Origin of the sequence: Aequorivita viscosa (assembly GCF_900106795.1) — a bacterium.
GTDB classification, from domain to species: domain Bacteria; phylum Bacteroidota; class Bacteroidia; order Flavobacteriales; family Flavobacteriaceae; genus Aequorivita; species Aequorivita viscosa.
Window position 1 is genome coordinate 21,111 of the sequence record NZ_FNNS01000022.1, and the last position, 26,604, is coordinate 47,714.

Genomic DNA, 26,604 nt, shown 5'->3' on the forward strand with positions numbered 1-26,604 from the left:
CCAACTTCCTGCAAGGTCTCCAGACCTTGTAGGTATTGAAAAAGATAGATAATGACCCAATTAGACAAACCGAACATACAAGATCATTTATATTCGATTCTGGAAACCGTTCCAGATCCAGAGATTCCTGTGATCTCTTTATTGGATCTTGGTGTTATTCGCACCGCAGTTGAGATTGATGGAATTGTTTATATCAAAATGACGCCTACCTACTCGGGTTGTCCCGCCACCGATGTGATGTCGGATGACATTAAGGCTGCATTCGCCAGAGAAGGTAAAACTGCCAAGGTCGAGCTTATCCTTTCTCCAGCTTGGACCACCGATTGGCTTTCGGAAGAAGGACTGCGGAAAATGGAGGAATATGGGATCGCACGTCCACTATCTGAATCACACGACAAGGACGTTTTGCTGGGAGGAAAGAAATTAGTGAAATGCCCACAATGCGGCAGTACGCAAACCCACTTAGTGAGCCAATTCGGTTCCACGCCATGCAAAGCTCTCTTTAAGTGTGATGACTGTCACGAGCCCTTTGATTATTTTAAATGTTTAAAATAATTCCCGCGAAGGCGGGAATCTCGACTTTTCTAAATGGGTCGAGATTTATAGCAATGCTTCAAAAAAAGCTAGAGAACGATAAACATGTGAAATATTCACACTATAATCGGAAAATATCCGATTATCTATTTGAGTTTCTTCAAAAAACTGTATATTTGTGGAGGCATAATCGGTTATAATCCGATTATGTTCTGTAGAATATACAAATGACCTTTAGAAGATCCATACAAAATTATGCAGATGCTCCCTTAACCCATCAGCTTGTTTCCGATGTGTTGGCAGAGTATCGGCGTCCGAATGACAAAATCAATGATTTGGTGCAGAGTGGATTTTTAATTTCCCTAAGAAGAGGATTATACGTTTCAGGACCAGAGTTGGATTTGCCACTTCCCCATCTTTTTGTAATCGCTAATCACCTTCGAGGCCCAAGTTATGTTTCCCTAGAAACGGCACTTGCGCATTGGGAAATGATTCCGGAACGGGTTTATGAAATCAATTCCATAACTCTAAAAACTTCCCATCTTTATAACACGCCTATTGGTAACTTCACCTATCGCCATCTCGACGTGCCTTATTATTCTTTTGGTCTGCAACGTGTAGAACTGGGTGATAACCAGTTTGCGCTTATGGCCTCTCCCGAAAAAGCTATTTGCGACAAAATAATCACCACATCAGGAATTACCTTCCGTAGTCAATCCCAAACGATAGCTTTTTTATTGGAAGATTTGCGTATTGATGAGGAGACGTTAGAGAATTTAGATTTAAATGCCATCTCTAGTTGGATAAAAGATGCTCCAAAAGCATCCAGTCTGCAAATGTTGGTCAATACACTTCAAGGCTTATGATAAAGGAATGGATGGACACGTATCAACCTGCGAATGAGGAAGATGCACTCTCCGCTTTGCGCGAGATTATGCAGGAAATCGCCCTTGCTGGTTTATCACGTACAGATTTTTTTAAGAAGGCGGCCTTTTATGGAGGTACGGCTCTAAGGATTTTTCATGGATTGGACCGATATTCAGAAGACTTGGATTTTTCCTTACTCTCTGTGGATAAGAAGTTTTCTTTAGAGCCATATTTTCAAGCCATACAGGACGAGTTTAACAGTTTGGGGATGAATGTAAGTCTGCGGCAAAAGAGTAAGATCCATAAAACGCCAATCGAGTCTGCATTTCTTAAATCTGAAACCCTTTGGAAGGAATTGGTTCTGGAGGATGTAGTTGAGCAACTGGGAATACGGTCAAATAAGAATATAAGAATCAAAATTGAGGTGGATCGGAATCCACCTATGCATTTTCAAACAGAGGAGAAATTATCGCTTCGGCCATTTTCCTTTTATGTGAAATGTTTTGACTTGCCTAGTTTATTTGCGGGTAAAATGCACGCCCTTCTTTTTCGGAAATGGCAAAACCGCGTAAAAGGTCGTGATTGGTTTGATATGGAGTGGTATATCCGCAAAGGTGTTCCTCTAAACCTAACCCATTTTCTTCAGCGTGCCCAAGATTCCAATGATTGGCAAAAGCCGACAATTTCAAGGGAAGAGTTTTTTGATTTATTGCGAGATAAAATCAAAACTACATCTATTGACAAAGTGAAAGCGGATGTACGGCCATTTATTCGAAACAATGAAAAGCTAGAAATATGGAGCCCTCAGTATTTTCAAGATTTGGTGGATTTGTTGAAGGTGAAGGAATAGGAAGTATATTCAAACAAAATAGCTTCAATCATAAAACTTATATATCTAATTTGTGAAAAATAGGACAAAAAAATAATTTCGAAATTTACTATGGAATTTTATTCACCAGATAAAGAATTAAAGGATGCTTTTAATGCAGAAATTAAAGATGCTGATTACATTTCTGCATTATATAAATTTTGCCAAAAATCAGATATTCTTTATTCTGAAGTTCAATTTTTTCCTCATAATTTATTAACGGCCTGGAATGAATATGTAGAAATTGCGCAGTTTGGGGATGATTTGGACGAGGAATTCCATATGGATATTCGTAGAGAAATACTTTTGGAAATAGAAAATGAAAAATCGTTCATAAAATTTTCCGATCATCAGACTTTTCTTAAAATTCTGTATTCTATTGATGAAAAATTCAAAGCAGTAACCTTTATACCATCCGAACTGAAAAATGAGGAAAAATGGTGGCACGCATCAATCTATAAAAAGGGTTCTATGGAGTATATTGAAAATATTGAAAAATATATTTACGATCGCTTTGGAAAAAAATTATCATTAAAGGAACAAATAGAATTAATTTAAACTACCCAATAATAAGTTGTAAAAAATATGGATTATTACTACGAGTTACTCCAACGCCAAACCGATGCAGAGGGAAGCCAAGTATCGAAATATCGCCCTACACTAAACACCCAAGGCGCATGGAATGAAAATGAGCAGCATATGGCACCTGCCACGGGAGTTATTTGTGCTGAGCTAGAGAAGTTCCAACCCAAAGAAAACATGCGAATTGGTCGTATGAGCTTCGATATTCTGGGAATGATCCATCTGGACGATTTTCAAATTACAACCCGCTGCATCCGCCCAGGAAAAACCATTGAACTACTTGAATCGGTTTTTGAAGCCAAGGGAAGAGCCTGTATCGTTGCGCGAACTTGGAGGATGATAACCGAAGACACCACAGATGTTGCAGGTTTGGAAGACAAACCAATGCCTTCTTATAAAACATTGTCCAATTGGGAAGGTATGTCCCTCTGGGGCGGTGGATACATCCAGTCAGTTTCAAGAAATATTAAAGTAGTGGAACGTCGCCCTGGGAAAGGCAGGGTATGGATTACCAACGATTTGGAAATGGTAAAAGGAGAAACCACAAGCTCTTTCGTAAAGCTAATGGGAATGGTAGATACGATGAATGGGGTTGTAGTGCGACAGGATAACCTTTTTTCACATATATTTCCGAACGTGGATCTACAAATCCATCTCTATCGACTGCCAACAGGAATGTGGTTGGGATTGGAAGTGGAGCAACAATATGGACAGGACGGTATTGGCTTAACCACCGCAGTGCTTCACGATGAGGAAGGGCCGTTTGGACATGCCGAACAAATTTTGACGGTTCGAAAAATATCTTAACATTTGCGAATTTATTGAAATAAAAAAAGATGATTGTTCATTTATCAATCTGTATTGAAAAGTTTCTTTCATATCAATTAACCATCAAATTTCCACAACTCTTTCTATTTTTGTAAAAACACCCTCGGCAAAGCAGTATCTTGCTGCATTAAACCAGAAATTCATTTTTTAAACAAACTATATGGCTTCAATTACTAATGAAATTAACGATAAAATCGCATATCTCACCCTAAATCGTCCTGAAGTTTTCAATAGCTTCAATCGTGAAATGGCGTTGCTGCTCCAAAGCGAATTAGATGCTGCGGAAAAAAATCCTGAAGTCCGAGCAATTGTAATCACTGGAAACGGAAAGGCTTTTTGTGCAGGACAGGATTTAAAAGAAGTAACTTCACCTGAATTAAACCCAGGGTTTAAGAAAATCCTTGAGGAACATTACAACCCAATTATTTCCCGAATACGAAAAATTGAAAAACCGATAATCGCCGCTATTAACGGAGTTGCTGCAGGAGCTGGTGCAAATATAGCCTTGGCCTGTGATGTAGTAATCGCTTCGGAAAATGCGAGTTTCATCCAAGCTTTTAGCAAAATAGGGTTGGTTCCCGATAGCGCTGGAACCTTCTTTTTACCCCGCTTGATTGGCTTTCAAAAAGCTTCGGCATTGATGATGCTCGGCGATAAGGTTTCTGCTGCGGACGCTGAAAAACTCGGAATGGTATACAAAGTAGTTTCTTCCGAAAATTTCATGGACGAAGTGAATAACATTGCTACTACTATGGCGAATATGTCTACAAAAGCGCTCGGTTTAACCAAGCGATTGTTGAATAATTCATTAGAAAGTTCATTAGAAGAACAATTGGCTTTAGAGAGCAAACTTCAAATTGAAGCTGCCCAAAGTGAAGATTACGCAGAAGGAGTTGATGCATTTGTAAATAAAAGAAAACCTGAGTTTAAAGGGAGGTAAGAAGTAAGAATAACGAACATCGAACCGCAGAATGATGAAGTAACGAAACTTCGATATTCAGTATTCGTAATTCAATATTCGATACTAAAATATAGTATTCAACATTCTGAAATTTAAAAGTATGGCAACTTACAAATACGATTTAGAGGAACGACTCATTAAATTTGCCGTAGACGTAATTATCTGCTGTGGAAAAATGGATGGAAGTTTTGCTGCACAGCACTTATCCAAACAGCTAATTCGTTCAGCCACTTCCGCTGCCTTAAATTATGGAGAAGCTCAAAGTGCAGAATCCGCAAGAGATTTTCTTCATAAAATGAAACTCTGTTTAAAGGAATTGAGAGAGTCATTAGTGAATTTGAAAATTCAAAAAGGAGCAGATTTGATTAAAGATATTGCGCGGCTTGATTATCTTTTTAAAAAAAAACAATGAACTTATTGCGATTTTTGTTTCAAGTATTCGTACTTCACAGAATAAAAATAAATCCTAAATTTTAAAATTAAGAATATACTTAGATACAGCTTTTACTTCAAAATTCAGTATTCAAAATTCTTTATTCGATATTAAAAAAGTAGTAATATGATATTAAAAAACATTGGTATTATCGGCGCAGGAACAATGGGCGCTGGCATTGCACAAGTAGCTGCCACAGCTGGATGCACAGTGAAAATTTACGATACAAAAACGGACGCTTTAGAAACTTCTAAAGCCGATTTAGAAAGAATAATGGATCGCTTAGTCGAAAAAGGACGAATCGATTCCGAAGAAAAGGAGCGAATCCAAAACAATATAAAATACGTCAACACTTTAAAGGAATTGAAAGATTCTGATATGACTATTGAAGCAATCGTTGAAAATTTGGACGTTAAGAAAAACGTGTTCTCAACGCTGGAAAAATTTGTGAGTGACGATTGTATCCTCGCTTCAAACACTTCGTCATTGTCTATTGCATCTATAGCTTCTTCATTAGAAAAACCAGAACGTTGCATCGGGATACATTTTTTCAACCCGGCACCTTTGATGAAATTGGTTGAGGTTATTCCAGCCATTCAGACTTCCATAGAGGTTTTAAACACTTCAGTTAAAACTATCAAGGACTGGGGAAAAACGGTTGCCGTCGCAAAAGATACTCCTGGGTTTATCGTAAACCGTGTTGCGCGTCCGTTTTATGGTGAAGCACTTCGAATTTATGAAGAAGGAATTGCGGATTTTGCAACGATAGATTGGACAATGAAAAACTTCGGAGGTTTTAAAATGGGGCCATTCGAACTTATGGATTTTATAGGAAACGACGTAAATTATACGGTTACCGAAACCGTTTTTAAAGCTTTCTACTACGATCCGAGATACAAGCCGTCTTTTACTCAAAAACGTTTTGCAGAAGCTGGCTATCTAGGTCGTAAATCTGGTCGTGGATATTATAATTATTCCAAAAATGCCGTAAAAGCGGAACCTAATTTTCGAGAAGAATTAAATGTTGAAGTACTGGTTTTCGAAAGAATACTTGTAATGCTCATCAACGAAGCTGCCGATGCACTTTTCTGGGGTATCGCTTCGGCAGAAGATATAGATAATGCAATGACCAAAGGTGTAAACTATCCACAAGGACTATTGGCGTGGGCAAACGAAAAAGGTGTTGATTGGTGCGTCGAAAAAATGGACGAACTCTATAATGAATACCACGAAGACCGTTATCGTTGCTCGCCCTTATTGCGCAAAATGAGAAAACAAGGGTCTAAATTCGATGTTTAATTCAATTTATTTGAATCCAAAAGTAATAGGCTTACACAATAAAACACCAAACAAAATAAATCACTATTCGAGAATTTCAAGGAATTGGTGACCACCATTTCAGAAGAAACGGAAGGAGCTAATTACAACATTTAGATTCTCTAAATTATTATATTATGAAAAAATATACATATTTGATTCTAGCTGTAACGCTTGTTTTTGGATCCTGCGGAAACAAGAAAGAAGAGCAGAAGGCCCAAATCAATGAAACCGCCGAAACTGTGTTAGAAAAAGCAAAAAGAATTCACGATAACGTCATTACAATCGATACTCATGTGGATTTTGATGTGCGCAATTTCACTTCAGAAACAAACTACACCCAAGAACTTCCTATTCAGGTAGATTTACCTAAAATGAATGCGGGCGGTTTGGATGCTGTGTTTTTAATCGTTTATACAGGGCAGGGCGAATTGACCGATGAAGGTTATAAAAAAGCTTATGAAAATGCAGATGCTAAATTCAAAGCAATTCACCGCTTAACTGAAGAAATTGCTCCTGATCAGATTGAATTGGCGACTACTGCCGATGATGTTCGGAGTATTGTAAAATCAGGTAAAAAAGTTGCGCTCATTGGTATAGAAAATGGGTATCCTATGGGTAAGGATATTTCTAAACTTCAAGAGTTTTACGACCTTGGCGCTCGCTATATCTCCTTAGCTCACAACGGACATAACCAATTGGCAGATTCCAATACAGGAGAGGGGGACAATGTTTGGCTTTATGAAAACAACTTGAGTAAGCTAGGAAAAGAAGCTGTTGCCGAACTCAACCGTTTGGGAATAATGATCGATGTTTCGCATCCTTCAACAGGTTCAAATAAAGAGACATTAGCACTTTCAAAAGCACCCGTAATTGCGTCACACTCTTCAGCACGAGCTGTGAATGATGTAAGTAGAAACCTTTGGGACGACGAACTATTGGCTATTAAACAAAACAGGGGCGTGGTTCAAGCCGTCGCATTTTCTAGTTACTTAAACTCTAAAAAAGATTCAATTCATAAAGCAGCATCCCGAAATATTCTTGAAGAAATTGCAAAAGATATGGATATGCAGATACTCACTTGGCAAGAGTATAGCAAGTTGGACGAAACTGAAGCCGATGCGTATCTCGATAAATACAGAGCCTTACAGGCCAAAGCTAAACCTCGTATTGAAAAAGAAGTGAACCCTATTGCGCCACCCGTGGATGTAAAGGATTTTGTTGAACATATCGATTATATGGTAAAACTAATCGGCATTGACCACGTGGGAATCAGTTCCGATTTTGACGGAGGTGGCGGAGTTGAAGGTTGGAGAGATGCTTCAGAGACGTTTAATGTAACTTTAGAGTTGGTTGAACGCGGTTATAGCGAAGAGGATATTAAAAAACTTTGGGGTGAAAACTTACTTCGTGTTATGGATGAAGTAGCAGAAGTTGCAACTAAACTGCAAAGCAAAAGAGCAATTAATTAAAACATCTTTGCAACTTATCACATCAAAAAAAGCCTTCCCGGAAATTATTCAGAAAGGCTTTTTTGTTTAGTCAAGGTTCTGTGTTATGGAGCGATATACTCATAACTCGCCTGCAATCCTAGAGGAATACCTAACGCCCAATAAACCAAAAGGAAAATTGTCCATAAAACGAAGAACGCGATAGAATAAGGTACCATTGTAGAAACCAACGTTCCTATTCCCGTGCCTTTTACATACTTCTGACAGTAAACCACTACCAACGGGAAATAAGGCATCAGTGGTGTGATAATATTCGACACCGAATCTCCAACTCTATAGGAAGCTTGCGTAAGATCGGGTGAAATCCCCAATTGCATCAACATTGGAACCATTATAGGAGCGATAAGCGCCCATTTTGCAGATGCCGATCCAATAAAAATATTCACAAAGCCAGTAAGTACGATAATTCCTACAATTGTAATTTGGGCAGGTAGGTTTAAAGCCTGTAGTCCTGACGCTCCTTTTAACGCCAACAGTGCTCCAAGATTCGATTTTGCAAAAGCATCGATAAACAACGCACAGAAAAAAGCCATCACTATATAGTAACTCATGCCGCTCATAGATTTGGTCATACTTTCAATAATGTCTTTACTTGTTTTAAAAGTTTTCGACATCATTCCATAAACCACTCCAGGAATTAAGAAAATGATAAAAATCAACGGTACAATAGACTGCATTAAAGGCGCAGAAAAAGAGGTGATTTCGCCCTCGGCATCACGTAAGGCAGAGTCTTCAGGGAAAGCCCAAAAGAAAAGTCCTATCAAACCTAAAATCATTGCTAGACAGGCCGTATAAAATGCCTTTTTTTCTTTTTTATCCAAGGCACCCATATTTACCTCTTCTCCTTCTTCAACAACTACGGGAACTTTTTTCAATCTTGGTTCCACAATTCTGTCGGTAACGTACCATCCAATTAAAACAATTAGAATAGTCGATGCCGAAGTAAAATACCAGTTGTTTAAAGGGTTTAATTGAATGGCAGGGTCAATAATTCTAGCTGCAGATTGTGTAAACCCTTGTAGTAAAGGGTCAATTCCTGAAGGCACGAAATTAGCACTAAAGCCGCCAGAAACTCCAGCAAAAGCGGCTGCTATACCCGCAATTGGGTGTCGTCCTGCGGCATAAAATATTATTCCGCCCAACGGAATTACCAAAACGTAACCCGCATCAGTTGCTGTGTGAGAAACAATGGCAACCAATACTAACATTGGAGTTAAAAGTTTTTTAGGAGTTACTTTCAACATCGATTTTAGTCCAGCATTTATAAATCCTGAATGTTCCGCGACTCCCACTCCAAGCATTGCAACAAGCACGATTCCCAACGGAGCAAAGCTGGTAAAAGTGGTTACCATTCCTGACAAAAACTTCGCTAAAGCTGCGCTAGTTAGTAAATTATGTATTTGAATGGCTTCCCCTGTGGAAGGGTCGATTTCCGAAAATTGAACCGAGGAAAAAAGGGCAGATAACACCCAAATTAGCAGCATTAAGCCGAAAAATAAAATCGCGGGATCGGGAAGTTTGTTTCCAATGCGTTCAACCGAATCTAGAATGCGAGTAACGAATCCCTTTTTTTCTGAAGTAGTGTCTTTTGTTGTATTCATGTCTTTTTTGTAGGAACAGTCAAATTATTAGTATATCAATCCATTTGCAGATTAAAAAAAGGACTAACTTACAATTATTTCTTAAAATTTACCGAATTAAGATGCTTAGAATGTCAATAACGCTAATATTTTTGCGTTAAATTCATTTTAAGTAATTCGGTAATATCCCGTTTTTAAATAAGCGCCTTCATCAAAAGCTACAGGATGATCGATGTCGTGTTGTGTAAATTCTTCCAATTCAAAAGGAACTCCCAATCGCTCAAATTCTTCTTGATGCACCTCTAAAAACTCATTGGCCGAAATTCTTGACGAACAGGAAGCCAAAATCAATATTCCTTTTTTCCTCGTTAGCTGAATTCCTAAAGTTGTTAATTCTGCATACTTTTTTTTAGCTACATCTATTTCCTTTTTACTTTTTGCGAAAGATGGTGGGTCGATTATCACAATGTCATATTGCTTTTTCTTAGTAACCAATTCCTTTAATAGTACAAAAGCGTCACCATCTAAGATTAAGTGTTGTCCTGAATGTTCGTTTAATTGAGTATTTTGTTTCGCCAGCTCCAAGGCTTGTTTGCTAAAATCTAGGCTCGTTACTTCTTTTGCGCCACCCGATAATGCGTGAACTGAAAAGCCGCCAGCGTATGAAAACACGTCTAAAACAGTTTTGTTTTTTGAAATTTGACCAACTTTATATCGGTTAGCACGGTGGTCTAAGAAAAATCCAGTTTTATGTCCAAGTAATACATCTGCTTGAAACTGTACTCCATATTCTTTAAAAGAGACAATAGAGTTTTTGAAATCTCCAAAAAGCACATCGCCTTCCTTAGAAGGGATATTCATTTTCTGAAGGTTCCTGCTCAGGCGAAGCACTAGACTTTCTGCGTTACTTATTTCGGCAATTGCCGGTACTATCATTTTCAGGTAAGGTAGCCAAATGGGAGAATACAGTTTTACAACGCCAACTTTATTATAAACATCAACAATAAGACCTGGCAAGCTATCATTTTCACCAAAAATCAAGCGATAAGCATTGGTGTCTGTTTCTAATAACGGCTTTCGAATTTGAAATGCTTCAAAAATTTTTTCCTTAAAAAACATCTCATCAATTTTTGCTGAACCCCCTAAATGAATCATTTTTATCCGAATGGGCGAATCGGGATCGTACAAACCAATGCCAAACACTTTGTTATTCCGCTGATCAAATAAAACGGCAAGATCGCCAGCTTTACCGGCCTTGTTAATTTTTTCAATACTATCAGAAAAAATCCAAGGATGTCCTTGTTTTACAATCTTTTCTGCTCCTATTCGCAGTTTTACAGCCAATGCAATTGGGTTTGTCATAATGAGTTTTTTGAAGCGGTGAAAGTATAGTTATTTTAAATAAGAAAAAAGAATAGCGAAACCCATAGGAAATATTGAAGTATTATAAAGTTGGAGTTTTTGAAGAAATCTATTTATATTATTCTATTTTTGATAGAAATGAAGCTTATTTCACCTTACAATCAAATATGAAAGAAGGAAATACAAAAGTAGGAAGTGTAAAAATCAATCCTGAAGAAATTCCAGTTAAAATGCTTTCGTTAGACCCATTTAGCTCGTGGCTCGGAATTGAAATTCTGGAAGCCGAAAAAGGCAGGGTTAAGCTTGGAATGCGCATTCGGAAAGAAATGCTCAATAGTATGAATAAAGCCCATGGCGGCATTTCATATTCGTTGGCAGATACTGCTTTCGGGTTTGCTGCAAATACGCACGGAAAATATGCAGTGTCTATTGAAACTTCAATTAATCATATTGAAGCGCTAAATGAAGGCGATTATTTAATAGCAGAATCTGTAATTGAAAAAGTAGGCAATAAACTTGGGTTTAATATTGTGGAAATAAAACGAGGCGATGATTTGGTAGCCCTTTTTAAAGGAGTGGTTTATAGAACCTCGAAAGATTGGACTGAAGAATAAAAAAAGTAGGTGTATAAACAGGCCCCATAATTTTCTAATACTTCAAATTTGGAACATAATTATTCATTTGCTTCCTATGTAAATTTGAATAGTTTTTTTAAATTTCATTTAAGAGAAAATATTTGTGTGGATAGCTTTACAGTTGCTTTTTCATATCTTCATTATTTTCAATAAATCATAGTAATTGTTATCGCTTTTTAGTGTTAAAAGACAGAAGGTAAGGTGATTTTTTAACACCTAGATAGATTAGAATTTTTGGTAAAGCTTAACGTTTTAGAAATGTACTTTTCTATAGTTTTACCAAGCTGTTTATAAACCAAATAAGAAAAATGCAAATGAAAATATACCCTATAGATCGAATAAAAAGACCTTTTGTGAAAATGATGAAAGAGGAGAAGTCTGGATCCCTTGTTTTAGGATTTAGTATTCTTGTCGCATTTGCACTCGCTAACTCTCCGTGGCACGAACAATATCATCTCTTTTTTGAACACAAGCTTGGTTTTCAATTCGATGGAAAACCCTATTTAGAATACACTATTTCCGAATGGATTAACGATGGGTTAATGGCTATGTTCTTTTTTGTCGTTGGGTTGGAACTCAAAAGAGAAATCGTGGCAGGGGAACTATCGAATATTCGAAAGGCAATGTTGCCAATTTCGGCTGCAATTGGTGGAATGATAGTTCCAGCAATAATTTATCTTCTATTGAATCCAACAGGAGAAGTTCACAGCGGATGGGGTATCCCAATGGCTACCGATATTGCTTTGGCTCTTGGTGTGCTCTACCTTTTAGGAAATAGAATACCATTAGTTTTAAAGGTTTTTTTAACGGCTTTAGCAATTGTCGATGACCTTGGAGCTGTTTTGGTTATCGCATTCTTCTATACTTCAAATATTTCATTTTTAAATCTGGCGTTAGGCTTCGCGTTTCTGATGTTGATGTTTATCGGAAACCGTTTGGGTGTGAGAAACCTCTTTTACTATGCTATAATTGGCATTGTAGGGGTATGGACAGCATTTTTACTATCTGGAATCCACGCTACAATTGCCGCAGTATTAGCTGCCTTCATGATTCCTGCTGAAGTAAGAATTAAAGAAGGTATTTATGTAGCTCGTATTAAAAAACACTTACTTCGTTTTACGCATACCGATCCAAATGATAATATCCCAACCCTAACTCACGAACAATTAGAAATTTTAGAAAGAGTTAATGAAGATACCAAGAGGGCTATGCCACCATTGCAAAAACTTGAGCATGCAATGACTCCTTTCGTGAACTTTGTTGTGCTTCCTATTTTTGCGCTGGCAAATGCCGGGGTTACCGTGTTTAATATAGATGTTGATACACTATTTAACACCAATGTTGCCATCGGAGTTGGATTAGGGCTTATTTTAGGAAAGCTTTTTGGTATCGTAGGTTTTTCTTGGTTAGCTGTTAAATTGAAAATCTCATCGTTTCCAAAAGAAATGAATCTTAAAAACCTCGCTGGTTTAGCACTTTTAGCATCAATCGGATTTACAATGTCGCTTTTTATTACCCAATTAGCTTTCTCTCACGAAGAATATAAAACACAGGCAAAAATTGGAATTTTCGTCGCGTCTATACTTGGTGGTCTTTTAGGTTATTTGATTCTAAGGAAACAACCAAAATAGAAATCGACTTCCATATAAATAATTTAAAAGCTATAACTAATCAATAAAATATGAAGTGGAAAGGAAGGAGACAAAGTGATAACCTCGACGATCGTCGTGGAATGAGTTCTAAAGGTAAACTTGCCGCAGGAGGAGGTGTTATAGCCTTAATTATTATTGCGTTACAGTTTTTTGGTGGTGAAACAGGCAAAACCCTAGCGCCTATTGTTGAACAAATTGGAAATAGTCAAACCATTCAGCAAACCGAACAAAGAGAACTCACTGCGCAAGAAAAAGAAATGGGCGCTTTTATGGGAACCGTCTTAGCAGATACTGAAGACATTTGGAGTCAAATTTTTAATGAGAATAATCTAGGGCAATACCAAAAACCTACGATGGTTCTTCTTACCGATGCAGTTAGTACGGGTTGCGGAAATGCCAGTTCGGCTTCTGGGCCTTTTTATTGCCCTGCCGACCAAAACGTATATATGGATTTGGCGTTTTTTGACAAATTAAAGACTCGTTTTGGAGCAAAAGGTGGAGATTTTGCAATTGCTTACGTAACTGCGCACGAAATAGGTCATCACGTGCAAACACTTCTCGGAACATCACAAAAAGTAAGTAAACTCCAACGACAAACTAACAAAACCGAAGCCAATAAACTTTCCGTAGCTTTGGAACTTCAAGCAGACTTTTACGCGGGAGTTTGGGCGCATTATAACAGGGAATATTTAGAAGAAGGCGATATTGAAGAAGCCCTAAGTGCCGCAAATGCCGTTGGAGACGATGCGATTCAAAAAAGAACAAGAGGAGATGTAATTCCAGACAGCTTTACCCACGGAACCTCTGACCAACGTATGAAATGGTTTATGAAAGGGTATAATACAGGGGATGTAAAACAAGGCGACACCTTTTCAGAAATAATAAATTAACAAAAAGATTAATGATTGTTGTTTAACGATTTTTGATTCGAAAGGGAAAATCAAAAATCGTCAATCGTTAATCTAAAATCAAAAATCAAAATGGAAGCATATATAATTGACGGAATAAGAACGCCAATAGGAAGTTATCAAGGTTCATTAAGCACAATTAGAACAGACGATTTAGCAGCTTTGGTAATTGCAGAAGTCGTAAAACGAAATCCAAACATTCCAACAGAAGCTTATGACGATGTTATCCTGGGCTGTGCTAATCAAGCTGGAGAAGATAATAGAAACGTTGCTAGAATGGCATCCCTTTTAGCAGGATTGCCAGTAACAGTTCCAGGCGAAACAGTAAACAGGCTTTGTAGTAGTGGCCTATCAGCAATTATCCACGCCAATCGTGCTATAAAAGCAGGCGATGGCGATTTGTTTATAGCAGGCGGTGTGGAGCACATGACTCGCGGACCATATGTGGTAGCAAAGCCATCCAAAGCTTTTGGAACAGATGCAAAAATGTATGATTCTAGCTTCGGCTGGCGATTTGTTAATCCTAAAATGCACGACATGTATGGCACAGATGGAATGGGAAATACTGCTGAGAACCTAGTCGAAAAGTATAACATTTCGAGAGAAGATCAAGATAAATTTGCTCACTGGAGCCAAATGAAAGCTGCCAAAGCACAAGAAAATGGTCGATTGGCAAAAGAAATTGTTACGGTTCAAATTCCCCAACGTAAAAAGGATCCTATTAAATTTTCAAAAGATGAATTTGTAAAGCCCGGCACCACTTTAGGGATTTTAGGGAAATTACGCCCTGCCTTTAAAAGAGATGGCGGTAGTGTTACAGCTGGAAATTCTTCTGGTTTAAACGATGGAGCGGCAGCAACAATTATTGCTTCCGAAGATGCTGTAAAGAAGTATAATCTAAAACCACTAGCGAGAATTGTTAGTTCTGCGGTTGTGGGTGTTGAACCTAAAATCATGGGTATCGGTCCCGTGGAAGCTGCAAACAAAGCTTTGAAAATAGCAGGTCTAACTATGGACGACATGGATGTTATTGAGCTTAATGAAGCATTCGCCGCTCAAGCTTTGGCTTGTACCCGAGCTTGGGGCTTAGCAGATGATGATTCACGACTTAACCCCAACGGCGGTGCAATCGCAATTGGGCATCCACTTGGAGTTACTGGTGCAAGAGTCGCATATTCAGCAGCTTTGGAATTAAAAGAACAGAATAAAAGATATGCGTTAGTTACTATGTGTATTGGCGTTGGACAAGGTTATGCTTCAATAATCGAACGAATTCCTGCGTAGGCAGAAATCTCTGGAGTGAAAGCAACTTTAGATTTCAGATATTCTGAAAGTGCCATATTAAACCAGCCGAAGAATGTTCTTGTTTTGGCCAAAGCTAAAATAAACCTCTTTCCTGCAAGGTGTCGTTTTCTTTTTACGATAGTAAAAAAGAAAACCTCCTTGTAGGTTTAATGACCAATATGAACTATATTTACAAAAAATAAATATAAAATGGCAACATTTACATCATCATTACCAGACCATCTCTTAGAGCAGCTATCCCAGGCAGCGAAAGATCTTCAACTGCCAAAGAATAAGATAATTGAAAAAGCACTTGAAATTTATCTTGAGCAGTTAGATCGTGCTGCTTTTCTAAAATCTTATAAAAAAATGGCTAATGATCCTGATATGCTTGCAATGGCTGAAGAAGGTATGGCAGATTACTTTAAACAACTTGAAGATTTAGACAAAGAATGAAGCAGGCAGAAATTTGGGATGTTTATTTTGACCCAGTTTTGGGGAGTGAACAAAGTGGGCGCCGTCCAGCTCTAATAATTTCAGGAAATTTGGCAAATAATAACCTGAATACGATTATAGCTTGTCCCTTAACGTCGAAACTAAAAAACTATCACGGTAATTTAATTTTAAAGCCATCAGCTAGCAATGGATTATCAAAAACATCGGAAGTTATGACAGTTCACATTCGTTCTTTGTCAAAAGAGCGATTTTTGAAAAAAGTGGGTGCGATTTCAATGTCTGATTTTCAAATTGTAAAAGAGGGGCTTGACAAAATCATAAAATATTGATAATCAATGAAAAAACTACATAATTACGTTACAGGACAATGGAGAACAGGGAATGGAGAAGGCGTGCCTATGCACGACGCCATAACCGGTGAAGTCGTTGCCCTTTCAGATACAGAAGGACTGGATTTTGGCGAAATCCTTCATTACGGAAGAACAAAAGGAGGCGAGGTACTTCGCAAGATGACTTTTCAAGAACGCGGGAATATGCTAAAATCCCTTGCGCTTCACCTAGTAAAAAAGAAAGCCGATTTTTATGAAATCAGCTATAGAACCGGCGCAACGAAAGTTGATAGCTGGATAGATATTGAAGGTGGTTTTGGAAACTTATTTGCAAATGCTTCCCTTCGAAAGTTATTTCCAAATCAATCCTATCACGTTGAAGGAGATCCTATAGATCTTTCCCGTGGTGGCCGTTTTATGGCGCATCATATTATGGTGCCCAAACGCGGAGTTGCAGTACATATAAACGCTTTTAACTTCCCAGTATGGGGAATGTTGGAAAAATGTGCCGTAAACTGGATGGCAGGTGTTCCTGCGGTTGTAAAGCCAGCAACAAACACTTCTTTTTTAACTGAAGCCGTAGTTCGTGAAATTATAACTTCAGGAATTTTACCTGAAGGTGCTTTACAATTAATTACAGGTTCAGCAAGAAGTATTCTTGACACTGTGGAATCACAAGATGTTGTAACTTTTACTGGGTCGGCAAGTACGGGTAGAATGTTGAAGGCACATAAAAGAATAATTGAGGAAGCAGTGCCTTTCACAATGGAAGCTGATAGCTTAAATGCTTCGATTTTAGGTGAAGACGCCGTTCCAGGAACTCCAGAATTCGACCTTTTTATCAAAGAAGTTAGAAATGAAATGACAGTAAAGTGCGGGCAAAAATGTACTGCAATTCGTCGTGTGATTGTTCCACAAGACTTGGTTGAAGATGTTCAAATTGCCCTTGGAAAAGCACTTTCCAAAGTAACTATTGGAGATCCTCGATTAAAAGAAGTGCGAATGGGTTCTTTGGTGAGTATGGACCAAGTTCAGGAAGTTAGGGAGCGCGTTCAAGAATTGTCAAAAACCGCAAGTATTGTTTATGGCGATTTAGATAAAATAGATGTTATTGGTGCCGATGCTAAAAAAGGCGCTTTCTTAGCTCCAATTTTACTTCGTGAAGACAATCCGTTCAAAAATCTTTCCGTTCACGAAACCGAAGCTTTCGGTCCTGTGAGTACTATAATGCCGTACAACGATTTAGATGAAGCAATCCTGTTGGCCCAAATGGGTAAAGGTTCATTAGTTTCATCTATCGCGACAAATGATGATAAAATTGCAAAGGATTACGTAATCAACGCAGCTTCCCATCACGGTCGAATTTTAGTATTAAACCGCGAAAGTGCCAAAGAAAGTACAGGTCACGGCTCACCATTGCCAAGTTTAGTCCATGGAGGTCCAGGACGTGCTGGAGGGGGCGAGGAAATGGGCGGAATGCGCGGAATAAAGCATTATATGCAGCGCACAGCCATTCAAGGTTCGCCAACAACATTAACCGAAATTACAGGAATCTATCAAGCAAACGCAAAATATAAAGAAGCGGAACACCATCCGTTTAAATATCATTGGGAAGACATCCAACCTGGAATGTCCCTAAAAACACACAAACGCACGCTTACAGATTCAGATATTATAAGCTTTGCGAATCTTACTTGGGATCATTTTTATGCGCATACCGACATTACTTCTTTAGATGGAAGTATTTTTGAACAGCGAACTGCTCATGGTTATTTCATTATTGCAGCCGCAGCAGGATTATTTGTTTATCCAAATAAAGGACCTGTAGCAGCGAATTATGGTTTAGAGGATTGCCGATTTTTACGTCCGCTGTATCACAACGACACCATCTATGTGCGATTAACGTGTAAACAAAAGATTGACCGAGACGTTGCATCCGCAGAACATCCAAGCGGAATTGTAAAATGGTTCGTTGAGGTTTTTGACGCCGAAGATGAGTTGGTGGCTGTTGCTACAATCTTAACAATGGTTCAGAAAAAACAAGAAGTTTTTGTTGAAATGACTGATGAAAAGATTCAGGAATTATTGAATAAATTAACCGAAGATTCCAAACCAAAATGGGGAATTATGACACCTCAGCATTTAGTGGAACACTTGGAAGAAGGATACAGAATTCTTTCTGGAGAAAAACAGGATTTTGACATTGCAACTCCAGAAAAGATTTTAGATAAAGTTCATAACAGTTTATATAATTACGAGAAGTTTCCTCAAAACTCACATTTCCCAACAATGAAAAAAGGAGAATTGGAAGATTTAAAACATCCAGACTTGGCAACGGCAAAGGAAAAGTTTTTTGAAGCCAGAGAGGAATATAAAACCTTCTTCAAAGAAAACCCTGACGCAGTATTAAAAAACATGGTGTTTGGTGAATTGAATAAATATGCATCGTATTTGTTAGAAAGAAAACACCTAAATCACCATTTTGAGCAGTTTAATTTGCTGTAGCAAATTAAACTGTTTCTGCGCACCCGTTGCGCAGTCACTTGAACCCAACTCAAATGTCGATTGAACTATGCCGCGTGAACATAAATACTACACCTACATCCTAACACACGAAAGGAATTACATTTTTTACGTAGGCGTAACAAATAATATTGAAAGAAGGATTTTTGAACATAAAAACGCAACCCATAAAACCCATGTTGGTTTTTATAATATTAAAAAATTGGTTTAATTTGAATAGCATCAGTGGATTCAAGAGGCAATCAGAAGAGAGAAAACCATAAAAAAATGGAAGCGGGAATGGAAGGTAAACATCATTACAGAAAATAATCCGAAGTGGTTAGATTTAAGTGATGGGTGGGATCTTTCCAAGTTTGAGAAGAACAAAGGATAAAACGAATGCGGAGCGGATCCGTAAAAAAATATTAGGAACTAGCATTAAACCGTATGCGGTACGGAAGTTTAATACTAAGCTGAAGAATCATTAAAACGAATGCGGAATAAATCCGCATTTACAAGACAATAAAATATGAGCGGAGAACCATACGTAAAACAAAATACCGAAAACGGAATCGCAACCATCGAATTTTTTCACCCTGCACACAATAGTTTGCCAGGAGATTTGTTGGCAAAACTTGCAAATACGATTACCGAAGCTGGAAATGACGATAAAATAAAAGTAATAATTTTAAAAAGTGGTGGCGACAGAACCTTCTGTGCAGGCGCCAGTTTCACTGAATTGATAAGCATCAACGATGCCGAAACTGGAAAAGTATTTTTCAGTGGGTTTGCAAATGTGATTAATGCAATGCGCAAATGCCCTAAATTTATCATTGGTAGAATTCAAGGAAAAACAGTTGGTGGTGGAGTAGGAGTGGCATCTGCGACAGATTATTGTATGGCAACCAAGTTTGCTGCAATTAAACTGAGTGAACTGAATGTGGGTATTGGTCCATTTGTAGTCGGTCCAGCTGTAGAGCGCAAACTAGGTCTAAGTGGAATGAGTCAAATAGCCATCGATGCCAATACTTTTTACGATGCCGAATGGGCAAAACAAAAAGGATTGTACAATCAGGTTTATGAGTCTGTAGAAGAATTGGACGAAGCAGTTCAAAAGTTCGCAAAAGGGCTTTGTAACTACAATCCAGAAGCAATGAAAGAAATGAAAAAAGTTTTCTGGAGCGGCACCGAAAATTGGGATGAACTTTTAGCCGAAAGAGCTGTTATTTCAGGAAGATTAGTACTTAGTGATTTCACGAAAGAAACGCTGAAGAGATTTGAGGAGTAGTTTTTAGAGAGAAGTTTGTAGAGGGTAGAATGCAGCATACAATGATAAGTCAATATCATTTTAAATTTGAAGAGTTGCATGTGTATCAAAAAGCCATTGAGTTTGGAGAATTGGTACATTCGCAAATAGCTGCTTTTCCTAAAATCGAAGATTATAGACTATCTGCTCAGTTCGCTCGTGCGGCAAATTCTATATCATTTAACATAGCTGAAGGTTCAGGAAGTTCAGATGCAAGTTTTTTAAATTATCCTAGAATATCAAGAGATAGCTCACGAGAAGGCCTAACGGCAACTACTAAAGCATTAGTAAGAAATTATATAACACTCGAACAATGTGAGAAAAACAGAGGGTTGTTGGTAGAAATAAATAAGATGCTAGCAGCTTTAATGAAACACCTAAATAATAAAAATAGTCCCTAACCCACTATTCTCTACTCCCTAAAAACTTAATCATGATTTATTCCTTTAGAGGCCACATCCCCATAATCCACGAATCCAGTTTTGTTCACCCTTTGGCGGCTGTAACAGGCAATGTAATTATCGGAAAAAACTGTTATATTGGCCCTGGTGCGGCAATTCGTGGCGATTGGGGTGAAATTATTCTGGAAGATGGTGTAAACGTCCAAGAAAACTGTACTATACATATGTTCCCAGGTAAGAGTATTGTGCTGAAAGAAGGCGCTCACGTGGGCCACGGCGCAGTAATTCACGGAGCCAATTTGGGCAGAAATTGCTTGATTGGTATGAATAGTGTAATTATGGACGATGCCGAAATTGGTGATGAATGCATCGTTGGCGCACTGAGTTTTGTGAAAGCCGAAGAGAAGTTTCCAAAGAGAAAGTTGATTGTTGGCAATCCAGCAAAAGCCATTAAAGATATTTCCGAAGAAATGATAGCGTGGAAAACAGCGGGAACGAGATTGTATCAGCAATTGCCAACAGACTGCCACGAGGGTTTAAGGGAAGTTGAGCCTTTGCGTGAAATACCTAAAAACAGACCAATTCAAGAAGATTTTTATAAAACCTTGGAAGAATATAAAAAACAGTAAATGACGGAGTTCTTCCAGGTTTTTGAAACTTGTGAGGTCTAATACAGCATAAACTAATGAATAAACAAGAATTCAAAATGCCCAAAATGGGCGAAAGCATAACCGAAGGCACCATCATTGAATGGCATGTTAATGAAGGTGATTCTTTTGAAGAAGGCGATATACTACTTGAAGTCGCTACCGATAAAGTGGATAATGAGGTGCCTGCACCTTACTCTGGGAATATGGTTGAACACAAATTCAGCAATGGAGATGTAGTACCAATCGGGAAGGTGATTGCAATTTTAGAAGCTTCAGACGTAAAGAGTTCGAATCATGCCATAGGAAAGTCGTCATCTTCACCTAAGAAAAATAAGATTACTGAGCAAAGCCGAAACACAAATTCATCTTCAAAAAACCAGGTTACTGAGCCTAGATCAAGTACAACTTCAAAATCTTTCAAGGTAAACGAAAATATCTTTATTTCGCCTTTAGTTGATAGCATTGCCCGTAAAAACCATATCAGTTACGAAGAGCTTGCTAGAATTCCTGGAACTGGGAAAGATGGAAGATTGCGCAAGAGTGATGTTTCAGAATATATAGAAAACGGACGCCCCTTTAAATTTGCGCAAAATTCCCACGAAGGCGAAAATCCCACGTTCCAAGTTCCCAATTTAAAATTTGACAAAGGCAAGGGCAAGATTGTCGAAATGGACCGTATGCGGCAAATGATTGCCGATCATATGGTTTTTTCCAAACATACTTCTCCACACGTTACTGCTTATGTTGAAGCAGATTTAACTGAAATGGTAAATTGGAGAAATACGAATAAAATTCCGTTTCAAGAGAAGTATGGCGAACGTTTAACATTCACACCTTTATTTGTGGAAGCTGTGGCCAAAGCAATCAAGGATTTTCCAATGATAAATTCATCCTTAGATGGAAAAAATGTCATTGTAAAAGATGAAATTAATATCGGAATGGCAACGGCCTTACCTTCAGGAAACCTAATTGTTCCGGTTGTAAGAAATGCCGATAAAAAGAATTTAAAAGAATTAGCTGCAGCTACAAATGAACTTGCTGGAAAAGCGCGTGACAACAAACTAAAAGCTGACGACACAAAGGGCAGCACATTTACAATCAGTAATGTAGGTACTTTTGGCAGCTTAATGGGTACACCCATTATCAACCAGCCGGAAGCCGCGATTTTGGCCGTGGGAGTTATCAAAAAACGTGCTGAGGTAATGGAACGAGAAGAAGGGGATAGCATTGAAATAAGACAAATGATGTATCTTTCACTCTCTTTCGATCATAGAATCGTTGATGGATATTTGGCAGGTTCTTTTTTAAGAAGGATTGCTGATTATATGGAGAAGTTTGATTCCAATAGAAAAATATAAGGTTATTTAAACCCAAAGGTTTCCAAAAACCTTTGAGGTCTTTGGTCGATACTATTTTGATTTAAAACGCAAAATTGCAACAGTAAAAAACAAAATAGACCTCACAGGTCTCAAAGACCTGTGAGGTCTCCAAACAACTTAAATTCGTGAATCCGTGGTTAAGAAAATAAACAAAGAAACCCTTAAAAAAGCCTTCAAAACTCTCGTCACCGCAAAAGCAATGACAGATATTTATGAAGAGAACTTCAAAACAGTTTCAAAATATGTTCACGCTACCTCTCGTGGACACGAAGTGATACAAATTGCTGCTGGCATGCAACTCTTGCCACAAGATTATGTATTTCCATATTACAGAGACGACTCAATTCTACTTTCTATCGGAATGACACCATATGAATTGATGCTTCAGGTTTTGGCGAAAAAAGACGATCCATTTTCAGGTGGACGAACCTATTATTCGCACGCTAGTTTACGGGATAACGATAAACCAAAAATTCCACATCAAAGTTCAGCTACGGGAATGCAAGCAATACCAGCAACAGGTGTGGCTTTAGGGTTTCATTATCGCGAAAGCGGTAATCTCTTTGATGACGCACAAAATTCAAGTGTTGCAGCAAATACTAAAACAAAGAATTCTTCAAGTGATTACGATTCGTACGTTCATTCTAAAGATTCCCGTCTGCGCGGGAATGCACCAATTGTTATTTGTAGTCTAGGCGATGCTTCCGTTACTGAAGGTGAAGTTGCCGAAGCTTTTCAGATGGCAGTTTTAAAGAAGTTACCAATTCTTTATTTAGTTCAGGATAATGGTTGGGATATTTCGGCAAACGCTGAAGAAACAAGAGCTCAAGACGCTTTTGAATACGTACAAGGATTTAAAGGATTGGAAGCTGTAACTATAGACGGTACCGATTTTGAAGAAAGCTATAACACACTTCAAGATGTAATTTCAAAGATAAGAACCGAGCGCAGGCCGTTTTTGGTCCACGCCAAAGTTCCATTGTTGAATCATCACACTTCTGGAGTTAGGATGGAGTTTTACCGCGATGATTTGGAGGAAGCACGAAGCCGTGATCCATATCCGAAAATCATTAAATTATTACTCGATAATGATTTTAACCAAAACGAACTTGACGAAATTGAAACTGAAGTTAAAATCCAAGTTAAAAACGCATTGGAAAAAGCACTTAAAGCTGAAGATCCAAAGCCAGAAGATTTATTCACACACGATTTTGCGCCCACACCCATTACTGAAGAAGTTGGAGATAGAAGTCCAGCTGGCGCAGAGAAAGTGGTAATGGTAGATTGTGCACTTTCTGCACTTGAAGAAATTATGCATAAGCACCCGGAATCACTTTTATACGGTCAGGATGTAGGACGTAGATTGGGCGGAGTTTTCCGTGAAGCTGCTACATTAGCCGAGAAGTTTGGTGATAATCGGGTGTTTAACACGCCAATTCAAGAAGCTTTTATTGTTGGAAGTACGGTTGGAATGAGTGCCGTTGGTTTAAAACCATTCGTAGAGGTTCAGTTTGCTGATTATATTTGGCCAGGACTAAATCAACTTTTCACGGAAGTTTCGCGTAGCTGTTATCTTTCGGAAGGAAAATGGCCAGTTTCAATGGTTTTACGTGTGCCAATTGGTGCTTATGGAAGCGGTGGGCCATACCACTCATCTTCTGTAGAAAGTGTTGTTGCAAATATTCGAGGTCTAAAAATAGCCTACCCGAGTAATGGTGCTGATTTAAAAGGGCTACTCAAAGCAGCTTATTACGACCCGAATCCGGTTGTGATTTTTGAACATAAAGGGCTTTATTGGAGTAAAGTAAAAGGTACTAAGGGAGCGACATCTGTTTTACCCGCAGAGGATTATATTTTACCTTTCGGAAAAGCTTGGGTATTACAAGAAATTTGGAAGCAAGAAGACGAAGAAACGCTTTCTATAATCACTTATGGTATGGGTGTACACTGGGCCATGAATGCTTCTGAGGAACTTGGAATGCAAGATAAAATTGAAGTAGTTGACCTTAGAACATTGCATCCGTTAGATTATGAAACAGTATTTAAGTCGGTAAAAAAGTGTGGAAAATGTTTAGTTGTAACTGAAGAACCTTCAGAAAACGGATTTAGTAGGGGTCTACAAGGTAGAATCCAAGAAGAGTGTTTCCAGCAATTGGATGCGCCTGTAATGTTAATTGGTTCAGAAAACATGCCAGCAATTCCACTTAATTCTGTTTTGGAGGAAACCATGATTCCTTCAACAGAAAAGGTGAAGAAGAAGATTTTGGAAGTTTTGAACTACTGATTTTATGAAATGCATATCTCTTATTTAAGTAACTGATATTCATTTAATCGTATTTTTTCTGTATAGAATATTGTTGATAGTGTTTAAAATCATAACTTTGTGAAATCACAATCCGCTTTTGAGATGTGTTAAAATCAATGTTTTGTCCTGAAATACAAATCCGATTAGGATAAATTATTGAAAATAATACTGTCAAAAGAACGCTTTGAAAGAGATTGTCCAAGAATTGGGCAAGGAAGAAAATACTAGCAAAAATCAACCTAAAACCAAACAACATTGAAAACAATTTCTACAATTATCTGTTTTTTAACCGTGTTTATAGCTTCTGCGCAATGGACAACAGATACAGACCAAAATACGTTCGTTGCTGAATCAGGAGAATTAGATATTCATGCTCATGGCACTTCAGATGGCCAGACCTACGTGGTTTATTGGAAAACTGTTGACGCGCCTACCAACGTAGAGCTTCGCTTGCAAGTTATGGATGCCGATGGCTACCAAATGTTGGGAGAGGATGGAATCTTGGTGAGTGATCAACTTCCTATGGGCGGCTATACCGTATCAATGAGTGCTGTGGTAGATGCAAATGATCATTTTTATATTGGTGTAACAGGTACTGGAGGCGGAGATCCTGCTTTTGTATATAAAATGGACACAAATGGTAACCACTTATGGGGTACAAACGGAATTCAAGTGGGCAGTGGTAATGTTGTTACTGTTTTGCCATTGTCTTCTGGCGGCGCTGTTGTGAGTTGGCTTGGTTCCTCGGGAGGCTTAATGCAGAAGTTTGACGAAAATGGAGTTGCCTTATGGCCAAGTGATAAACCAATTCAGCAAGGCTCTAGCACAACAGTTCCAGGAAACCTGTTTGAACTTTCAGATGGCGACTATATTGTGGTTTTCCATTCCTTGCTATTTGGAATCAACTCAAATCTTTATGCACAACGATATGATTTAGATGGGAATGCTATTTGGACAAATGCAATTCAAATTTCAGACAGAGCAACCTCTTTTAATCGATCTTATACAGGTTTACAAGATGGCGATAATGTATATATGGGATATTTTGCTTCCGAAGGAATACGTTTTGACTCGTACTTACAGCGAATTAACCCTGACGGAACTTTACCGTGGGGAATTAATGGTTCCGACTTTGACATTAATGAAACAGATTATGAAATGGAAACCGAGATTGCATTTCAAGAAGGATCTCAATACGTTTGGGCTGTTTCTACCTATATGAATTCCAACCAAAGTGAGCGAGGGGAGTATGTTCAAAAATTTAATAAAGAATCTGGAGCACGGGAATTGACAGATAATGCCAAAGTAGTATTTCCGATAGGCACCAATAAATCTCATGCGGGGCAACTTCGTTTAAGAGATGACAGCCCTCTTTTCCTAATGGAGGAAGGAGATAATAACGGAGTGTCTCCAACCACGTTAAACGCTGTGTATCTTGATGAAAATGGCGATTTTATGTGGCCACAAGAAACACGTCCTGTTGCCACTTTTGCAGCTAGTAAAAATCGGGTCAATTTTACAAAAGAAGGAAATATGCAAAATGTAGCAGTTTTTGCTGAAGACAAAGGAACTGGACTAAAAATTTATGCTCAGAATATAGTAGATGACACTGTGGGTGTTGAAGAGTTTTTTAATGCAACTGTATTTTTTGCCAACCCTGTGCCAGAAGAAATGGTTATTAATAGTAATGCATCTATTGAAGAGGTTTCCGTATTTAATGTTTTAGGACAACAAGTATTTAATTCTAAATACAATCAGCAGAATACGGTTTCAATAAACACCCAAAACTGGACTTCAGGAATTTATTTTATGAATATTTCAACAGATAAAGGTTTCCAAAAGGGAGCAAAGCTGATAAAGTTATAGCGATTTTATCCCCAAACTATGAAGAAACCTTCCTGTATTGGGAAGGCTTCTTCATTTAGATGTATTAGTAGGCTGTCAACTTTCCTTC

At 38.2% G+C, this 26,604-nt stretch carries 25 protein-coding genes; 23 read left to right on the forward strand and 2 right to left on the reverse strand.

The features are described from left to right. The first annotated feature begins 51 nt into the window (after positions 1–51). From paaD to BLW28_RS12305, 9 genes are all read left to right on the forward strand, one after another. Positions 52–555, forward strand: coding sequence for a 1,2-phenylacetyl-CoA epoxidase subunit PaaD (paaD, locus tag BLW28_RS12260; protein ID WP_073220502.1), 504 nt, complete (start codon positions 52–54; stop codon positions 553–555). A gap of 206 nt (positions 556–761) precedes the next feature. Next, entirely contained in the window at positions 762–1,400 is a 639-nt protein-coding gene (locus BLW28_RS12270) for a type IV toxin-antitoxin system AbiEi family antitoxin domain-containing protein (protein ID WP_073220499.1), read from the forward strand. Next, positions 1,397–2,251, forward strand: a complete 855-nt coding sequence (locus tag BLW28_RS12275; RefSeq protein WP_073220497.1) for a nucleotidyl transferase AbiEii/AbiGii toxin family protein — start codon at positions 1,397–1,399, stop codon at positions 2,249–2,251. The genes BLW28_RS12270 and BLW28_RS12275 overlap by 4 nt, the downstream gene beginning before the upstream one ends. A gap of 90 nt (positions 2,252–2,341) precedes the next feature. Continuing rightward, positions 2,342–2,827, forward strand: a complete 486-nt coding sequence (locus tag BLW28_RS12280; RefSeq protein WP_073220494.1) for a hypothetical protein — start codon at positions 2,342–2,344, stop codon at positions 2,825–2,827. A 27-nt stretch (positions 2,828–2,854) separates the two neighbouring features. Continuing rightward, a complete protein-coding gene (locus tag BLW28_RS12285; RefSeq protein WP_073220491.1) occupies positions 2,855–3,658 on the forward strand; it encodes a thioesterase family protein in 804 nt (267 codons plus the stop codon). A 181-nt stretch (positions 3,659–3,839) separates the two neighbouring features. Further along, positions 3,840–4,619 carry an enoyl-CoA hydratase-related protein gene (locus tag BLW28_RS12290; RefSeq protein WP_073220489.1) on the forward strand — a complete coding sequence of 260 codons (780 nt, stop codon included), beginning with the start codon at positions 3,840–3,842 and terminating at the stop codon, positions 4,617–4,619. Between the two features lie 121 nt (positions 4,620–4,740). Continuing rightward, positions 4,741–5,052, forward strand: coding sequence for a four helix bundle protein (locus BLW28_RS12295; RefSeq protein WP_234946497.1), 312 nt, complete (start codon positions 4,741–4,743; stop codon positions 5,050–5,052). A 147-nt stretch (positions 5,053–5,199) separates the two neighbouring features. Next, positions 5,200–6,372 carry a 3-hydroxyacyl-CoA dehydrogenase NAD-binding domain-containing protein gene (locus tag BLW28_RS12300; protein WP_073220486.1) on the forward strand — a complete coding sequence of 391 codons (1,173 nt, stop codon included), beginning with the start codon at positions 5,200–5,202 and terminating at the stop codon, positions 6,370–6,372. 155 nt (positions 6,373–6,527) lie between these two features. Beyond that, a complete protein-coding gene (locus tag BLW28_RS12305; protein ID WP_073220483.1) occupies positions 6,528–7,862 on the forward strand; it encodes a dipeptidase in 1,335 nt (444 codons plus the stop codon). 83 nt (positions 7,863–7,945) lie between these two features. Here the strand turns inward: BLW28_RS12305 and BLW28_RS12310 are convergent, their stop codons facing one another. Then, complete coding sequence (locus tag BLW28_RS12310; protein ID WP_073220480.1) at positions 7,946–9,502, reverse strand: AbgT family transporter; 1,557 nt, start codon at positions 9,500–9,502, stop codon at positions 7,946–7,948. Between the two features lie 147 nt (positions 9,503–9,649). Next, a complete protein-coding gene (locus tag BLW28_RS12315) occupies positions 9,650–10,843 on the reverse strand; it encodes a class I SAM-dependent rRNA methyltransferase (protein WP_073220477.1) in 1,194 nt (397 codons plus the stop codon). A gap of 167 nt (positions 10,844–11,010) precedes the next feature. Between BLW28_RS12315 and BLW28_RS12320 the strand changes: the two genes are divergently transcribed. The 14 genes from BLW28_RS12320 (at position 11,011) to BLW28_RS12390 (ending at position 26,516) form a co-directional block, all read left to right on the forward strand. Beyond that, positions 11,011–11,457, forward strand: a complete 447-nt coding sequence (locus tag BLW28_RS12320) for a PaaI family thioesterase (RefSeq protein WP_177165891.1) — start codon at positions 11,011–11,013, stop codon at positions 11,455–11,457. 335 nt (positions 11,458–11,792) lie between these two features. Next, positions 11,793–13,109 carry a Na+/H+ antiporter NhaA gene (nhaA, locus tag BLW28_RS12325; protein WP_317042289.1) on the forward strand — a complete coding sequence of 439 codons (1,317 nt, stop codon included), beginning with the start codon at positions 11,793–11,795 and terminating at the stop codon, positions 13,107–13,109. A 50-nt stretch (positions 13,110–13,159) separates the two neighbouring features. Then, complete coding sequence (gene ypfJ, locus BLW28_RS12330; protein WP_073220471.1) at positions 13,160–14,020, forward strand: KPN_02809 family neutral zinc metallopeptidase; 861 nt, start codon at positions 13,160–13,162, stop codon at positions 14,018–14,020. 90 nt (positions 14,021–14,110) lie between these two features. Then, a complete protein-coding gene (gene pcaF / locus BLW28_RS12335; protein WP_073220469.1) occupies positions 14,111–15,322 on the forward strand; it encodes a 3-oxoadipyl-CoA thiolase in 1,212 nt (403 codons plus the stop codon). Positions 15,323–15,532: 210 nt separating this feature from the next. Next, a complete protein-coding gene (locus BLW28_RS12340) occupies positions 15,533–15,778 on the forward strand; it encodes a ribbon-helix-helix domain-containing protein (RefSeq protein WP_073220466.1) in 246 nt (81 codons plus the stop codon). Further along, the gene (locus tag BLW28_RS12345; protein WP_073220463.1) at positions 15,775–16,107 is read left to right on the forward strand and encodes a type II toxin-antitoxin system PemK/MazF family toxin; all 333 of its coding nucleotides are present in this window, start codon (positions 15,775–15,777) and stop codon (positions 16,105–16,107) included. Before BLW28_RS12340 ends, BLW28_RS12345 begins: the two co-directional genes overlap by 4 nt. Positions 16,108–16,113: 6 nt before the next feature. Next, positions 16,114–18,612 (forward strand): phenylacetic acid degradation bifunctional protein PaaZ, encoded by a 2,499-nt coding sequence (paaZ, locus tag BLW28_RS12350; RefSeq protein ID WP_073220461.1) that lies wholly within the window; start codon positions 16,114–16,116, stop codon positions 18,610–18,612. A gap of 67 nt (positions 18,613–18,679) precedes the next feature. Then, on the forward strand, positions 18,680–18,841 hold the full coding sequence (locus BLW28_RS16010) for a GIY-YIG nuclease family protein (RefSeq protein WP_244885847.1): 162 nt from the start codon (positions 18,680–18,682) through the stop codon (positions 18,839–18,841). A gap of 297 nt (positions 18,842–19,138) precedes the next feature. Continuing rightward, a complete protein-coding gene (locus BLW28_RS12360) occupies positions 19,139–19,897 on the forward strand; it encodes an enoyl-CoA hydratase/isomerase family protein (RefSeq protein ID WP_073220458.1) in 759 nt (252 codons plus the stop codon). Positions 19,898–19,938: 41 nt separating this feature from the next. Further along, positions 19,939–20,316: a four helix bundle protein gene (locus tag BLW28_RS12365; RefSeq protein ID WP_073220562.1), complete on the forward strand. Its 378-nt coding sequence runs from the start codon at positions 19,939–19,941 to the stop codon at positions 20,314–20,316. Positions 20,317–20,348: 32 nt separating this feature from the next. Then, positions 20,349–20,945 carry an acyltransferase gene (locus BLW28_RS12370; RefSeq protein WP_073220455.1) on the forward strand — a complete coding sequence of 199 codons (597 nt, stop codon included), beginning with the start codon at positions 20,349–20,351 and terminating at the stop codon, positions 20,943–20,945. A 56-nt stretch (positions 20,946–21,001) separates the two neighbouring features. Next, positions 21,002–22,324, forward strand: a complete 1,323-nt coding sequence (locus tag BLW28_RS12375) for a dihydrolipoamide acetyltransferase family protein (protein ID WP_073220451.1) — start codon at positions 21,002–21,004, stop codon at positions 22,322–22,324. 220 nt (positions 22,325–22,544) lie between these two features. Beyond that, on the forward strand, positions 22,545–24,629 hold the full coding sequence (locus BLW28_RS12380) for an alpha-ketoacid dehydrogenase subunit alpha/beta (protein WP_073220557.1): 2,085 nt from the start codon (positions 22,545–22,547) through the stop codon (positions 24,627–24,629). A 276-nt stretch (positions 24,630–24,905) separates the two neighbouring features. Beyond that, positions 24,906–26,516 (forward strand): T9SS type A sorting domain-containing protein, encoded by a 1,611-nt coding sequence (locus BLW28_RS12390; RefSeq protein WP_143036876.1) that lies wholly within the window; start codon positions 24,906–24,908, stop codon positions 26,514–26,516. Positions 26,517–26,604 lie beyond the last annotated feature (88 nt).

Excerpts from the sequence above, each read along its gene's own strand:
- paaZ (WP_073220461.1), top strand. The coding sequence starts at position 16,114 with ATGAAAAAACTACATAATTACGTTACAGGACAATGGAGAACAGGGAAT.
- BLW28_RS12345 (WP_073220463.1), top strand. The coding sequence starts at position 15,775 with ATGAAGCAGGCAGAAATTTGGGATGTTTATTTTGACCCAGTTTTGGGG.
- BLW28_RS12295 (WP_234946497.1), top strand. The coding sequence starts at position 4,741 with ATGGCAACTTACAAATACGATTTAGAGGAACGACTCATTAAATTTGCC.
- BLW28_RS12360 (WP_073220458.1), top strand. The coding sequence starts at position 19,139 with ATGAGCGGAGAACCATACGTAAAACAAAATACCGAAAACGGAATCGCA.
- BLW28_RS12290 (WP_073220489.1), top strand. The coding sequence starts at position 3,840 with ATGGCTTCAATTACTAATGAAATTAACGATAAAATCGCATATCTCACC.
- BLW28_RS12280 (WP_073220494.1), top strand. The coding sequence starts at position 2,342 with ATGGAATTTTATTCACCAGATAAAGAATTAAAGGATGCTTTTAATGCA.
- paaD (WP_073220502.1), top strand. The coding sequence starts at position 52 with ATGACCCAATTAGACAAACCGAACATACAAGATCATTTATATTCGATT.
- BLW28_RS12320 (WP_177165891.1), top strand. The coding sequence starts at position 11,011 with ATGAAAGAAGGAAATACAAAAGTAGGAAGTGTAAAAATCAATCCTGAA.
- BLW28_RS12340 (WP_073220466.1), top strand. The coding sequence starts at position 15,533 with ATGGCAACATTTACATCATCATTACCAGACCATCTCTTAGAGCAGCTA.
- BLW28_RS12310 (WP_073220480.1), bottom strand. The coding sequence starts at position 9,502 with ATGAATACAACAAAAGACACTACTTCAGAAAAAAAGGGATTCGTTACT.
- pcaF (WP_073220469.1), top strand. The coding sequence starts at position 14,111 with ATGGAAGCATATATAATTGACGGAATAAGAACGCCAATAGGAAGTTAT.
- BLW28_RS12275 (WP_073220497.1), top strand. The coding sequence starts at position 1,397 with ATGATAAAGGAATGGATGGACACGTATCAACCTGCGAATGAGGAAGAT.
- BLW28_RS12375 (WP_073220451.1), top strand. The coding sequence starts at position 21,002 with ATGAATAAACAAGAATTCAAAATGCCCAAAATGGGCGAAAGCATAACC.
- BLW28_RS12300 (WP_073220486.1), top strand. The coding sequence starts at position 5,200 with ATGATATTAAAAAACATTGGTATTATCGGCGCAGGAACAATGGGCGCT.
- BLW28_RS12285 (WP_073220491.1), top strand. The coding sequence starts at position 2,855 with ATGGATTATTACTACGAGTTACTCCAACGCCAAACCGATGCAGAGGGA.
- BLW28_RS12370 (WP_073220455.1), top strand. The coding sequence starts at position 20,349 with ATGATTTATTCCTTTAGAGGCCACATCCCCATAATCCACGAATCCAGT.
- BLW28_RS16010 (WP_244885847.1), top strand. The coding sequence starts at position 18,680 with ATGCCGCGTGAACATAAATACTACACCTACATCCTAACACACGAAAGG.
- BLW28_RS12380 (WP_073220557.1), top strand. The coding sequence starts at position 22,545 with ATGACAGATATTTATGAAGAGAACTTCAAAACAGTTTCAAAATATGTT.
- BLW28_RS12365 (WP_073220562.1), top strand. The coding sequence starts at position 19,939 with ATGATAAGTCAATATCATTTTAAATTTGAAGAGTTGCATGTGTATCAA.
- BLW28_RS12270 (WP_073220499.1), top strand. The coding sequence starts at position 762 with ATGACCTTTAGAAGATCCATACAAAATTATGCAGATGCTCCCTTAACC.
- BLW28_RS12305 (WP_073220483.1), top strand. The coding sequence starts at position 6,528 with ATGAAAAAATATACATATTTGATTCTAGCTGTAACGCTTGTTTTTGGA.
- BLW28_RS12315 (WP_073220477.1), bottom strand. The coding sequence starts at position 10,843 with ATGACAAACCCAATTGCATTGGCTGTAAAACTGCGAATAGGAGCAGAA.
- ypfJ (WP_073220471.1), top strand. The coding sequence starts at position 13,160 with ATGAAGTGGAAAGGAAGGAGACAAAGTGATAACCTCGACGATCGTCGT.
- nhaA (WP_317042289.1), top strand. The coding sequence starts at position 11,793 with ATGAAAATATACCCTATAGATCGAATAAAAAGACCTTTTGTGAAAATG.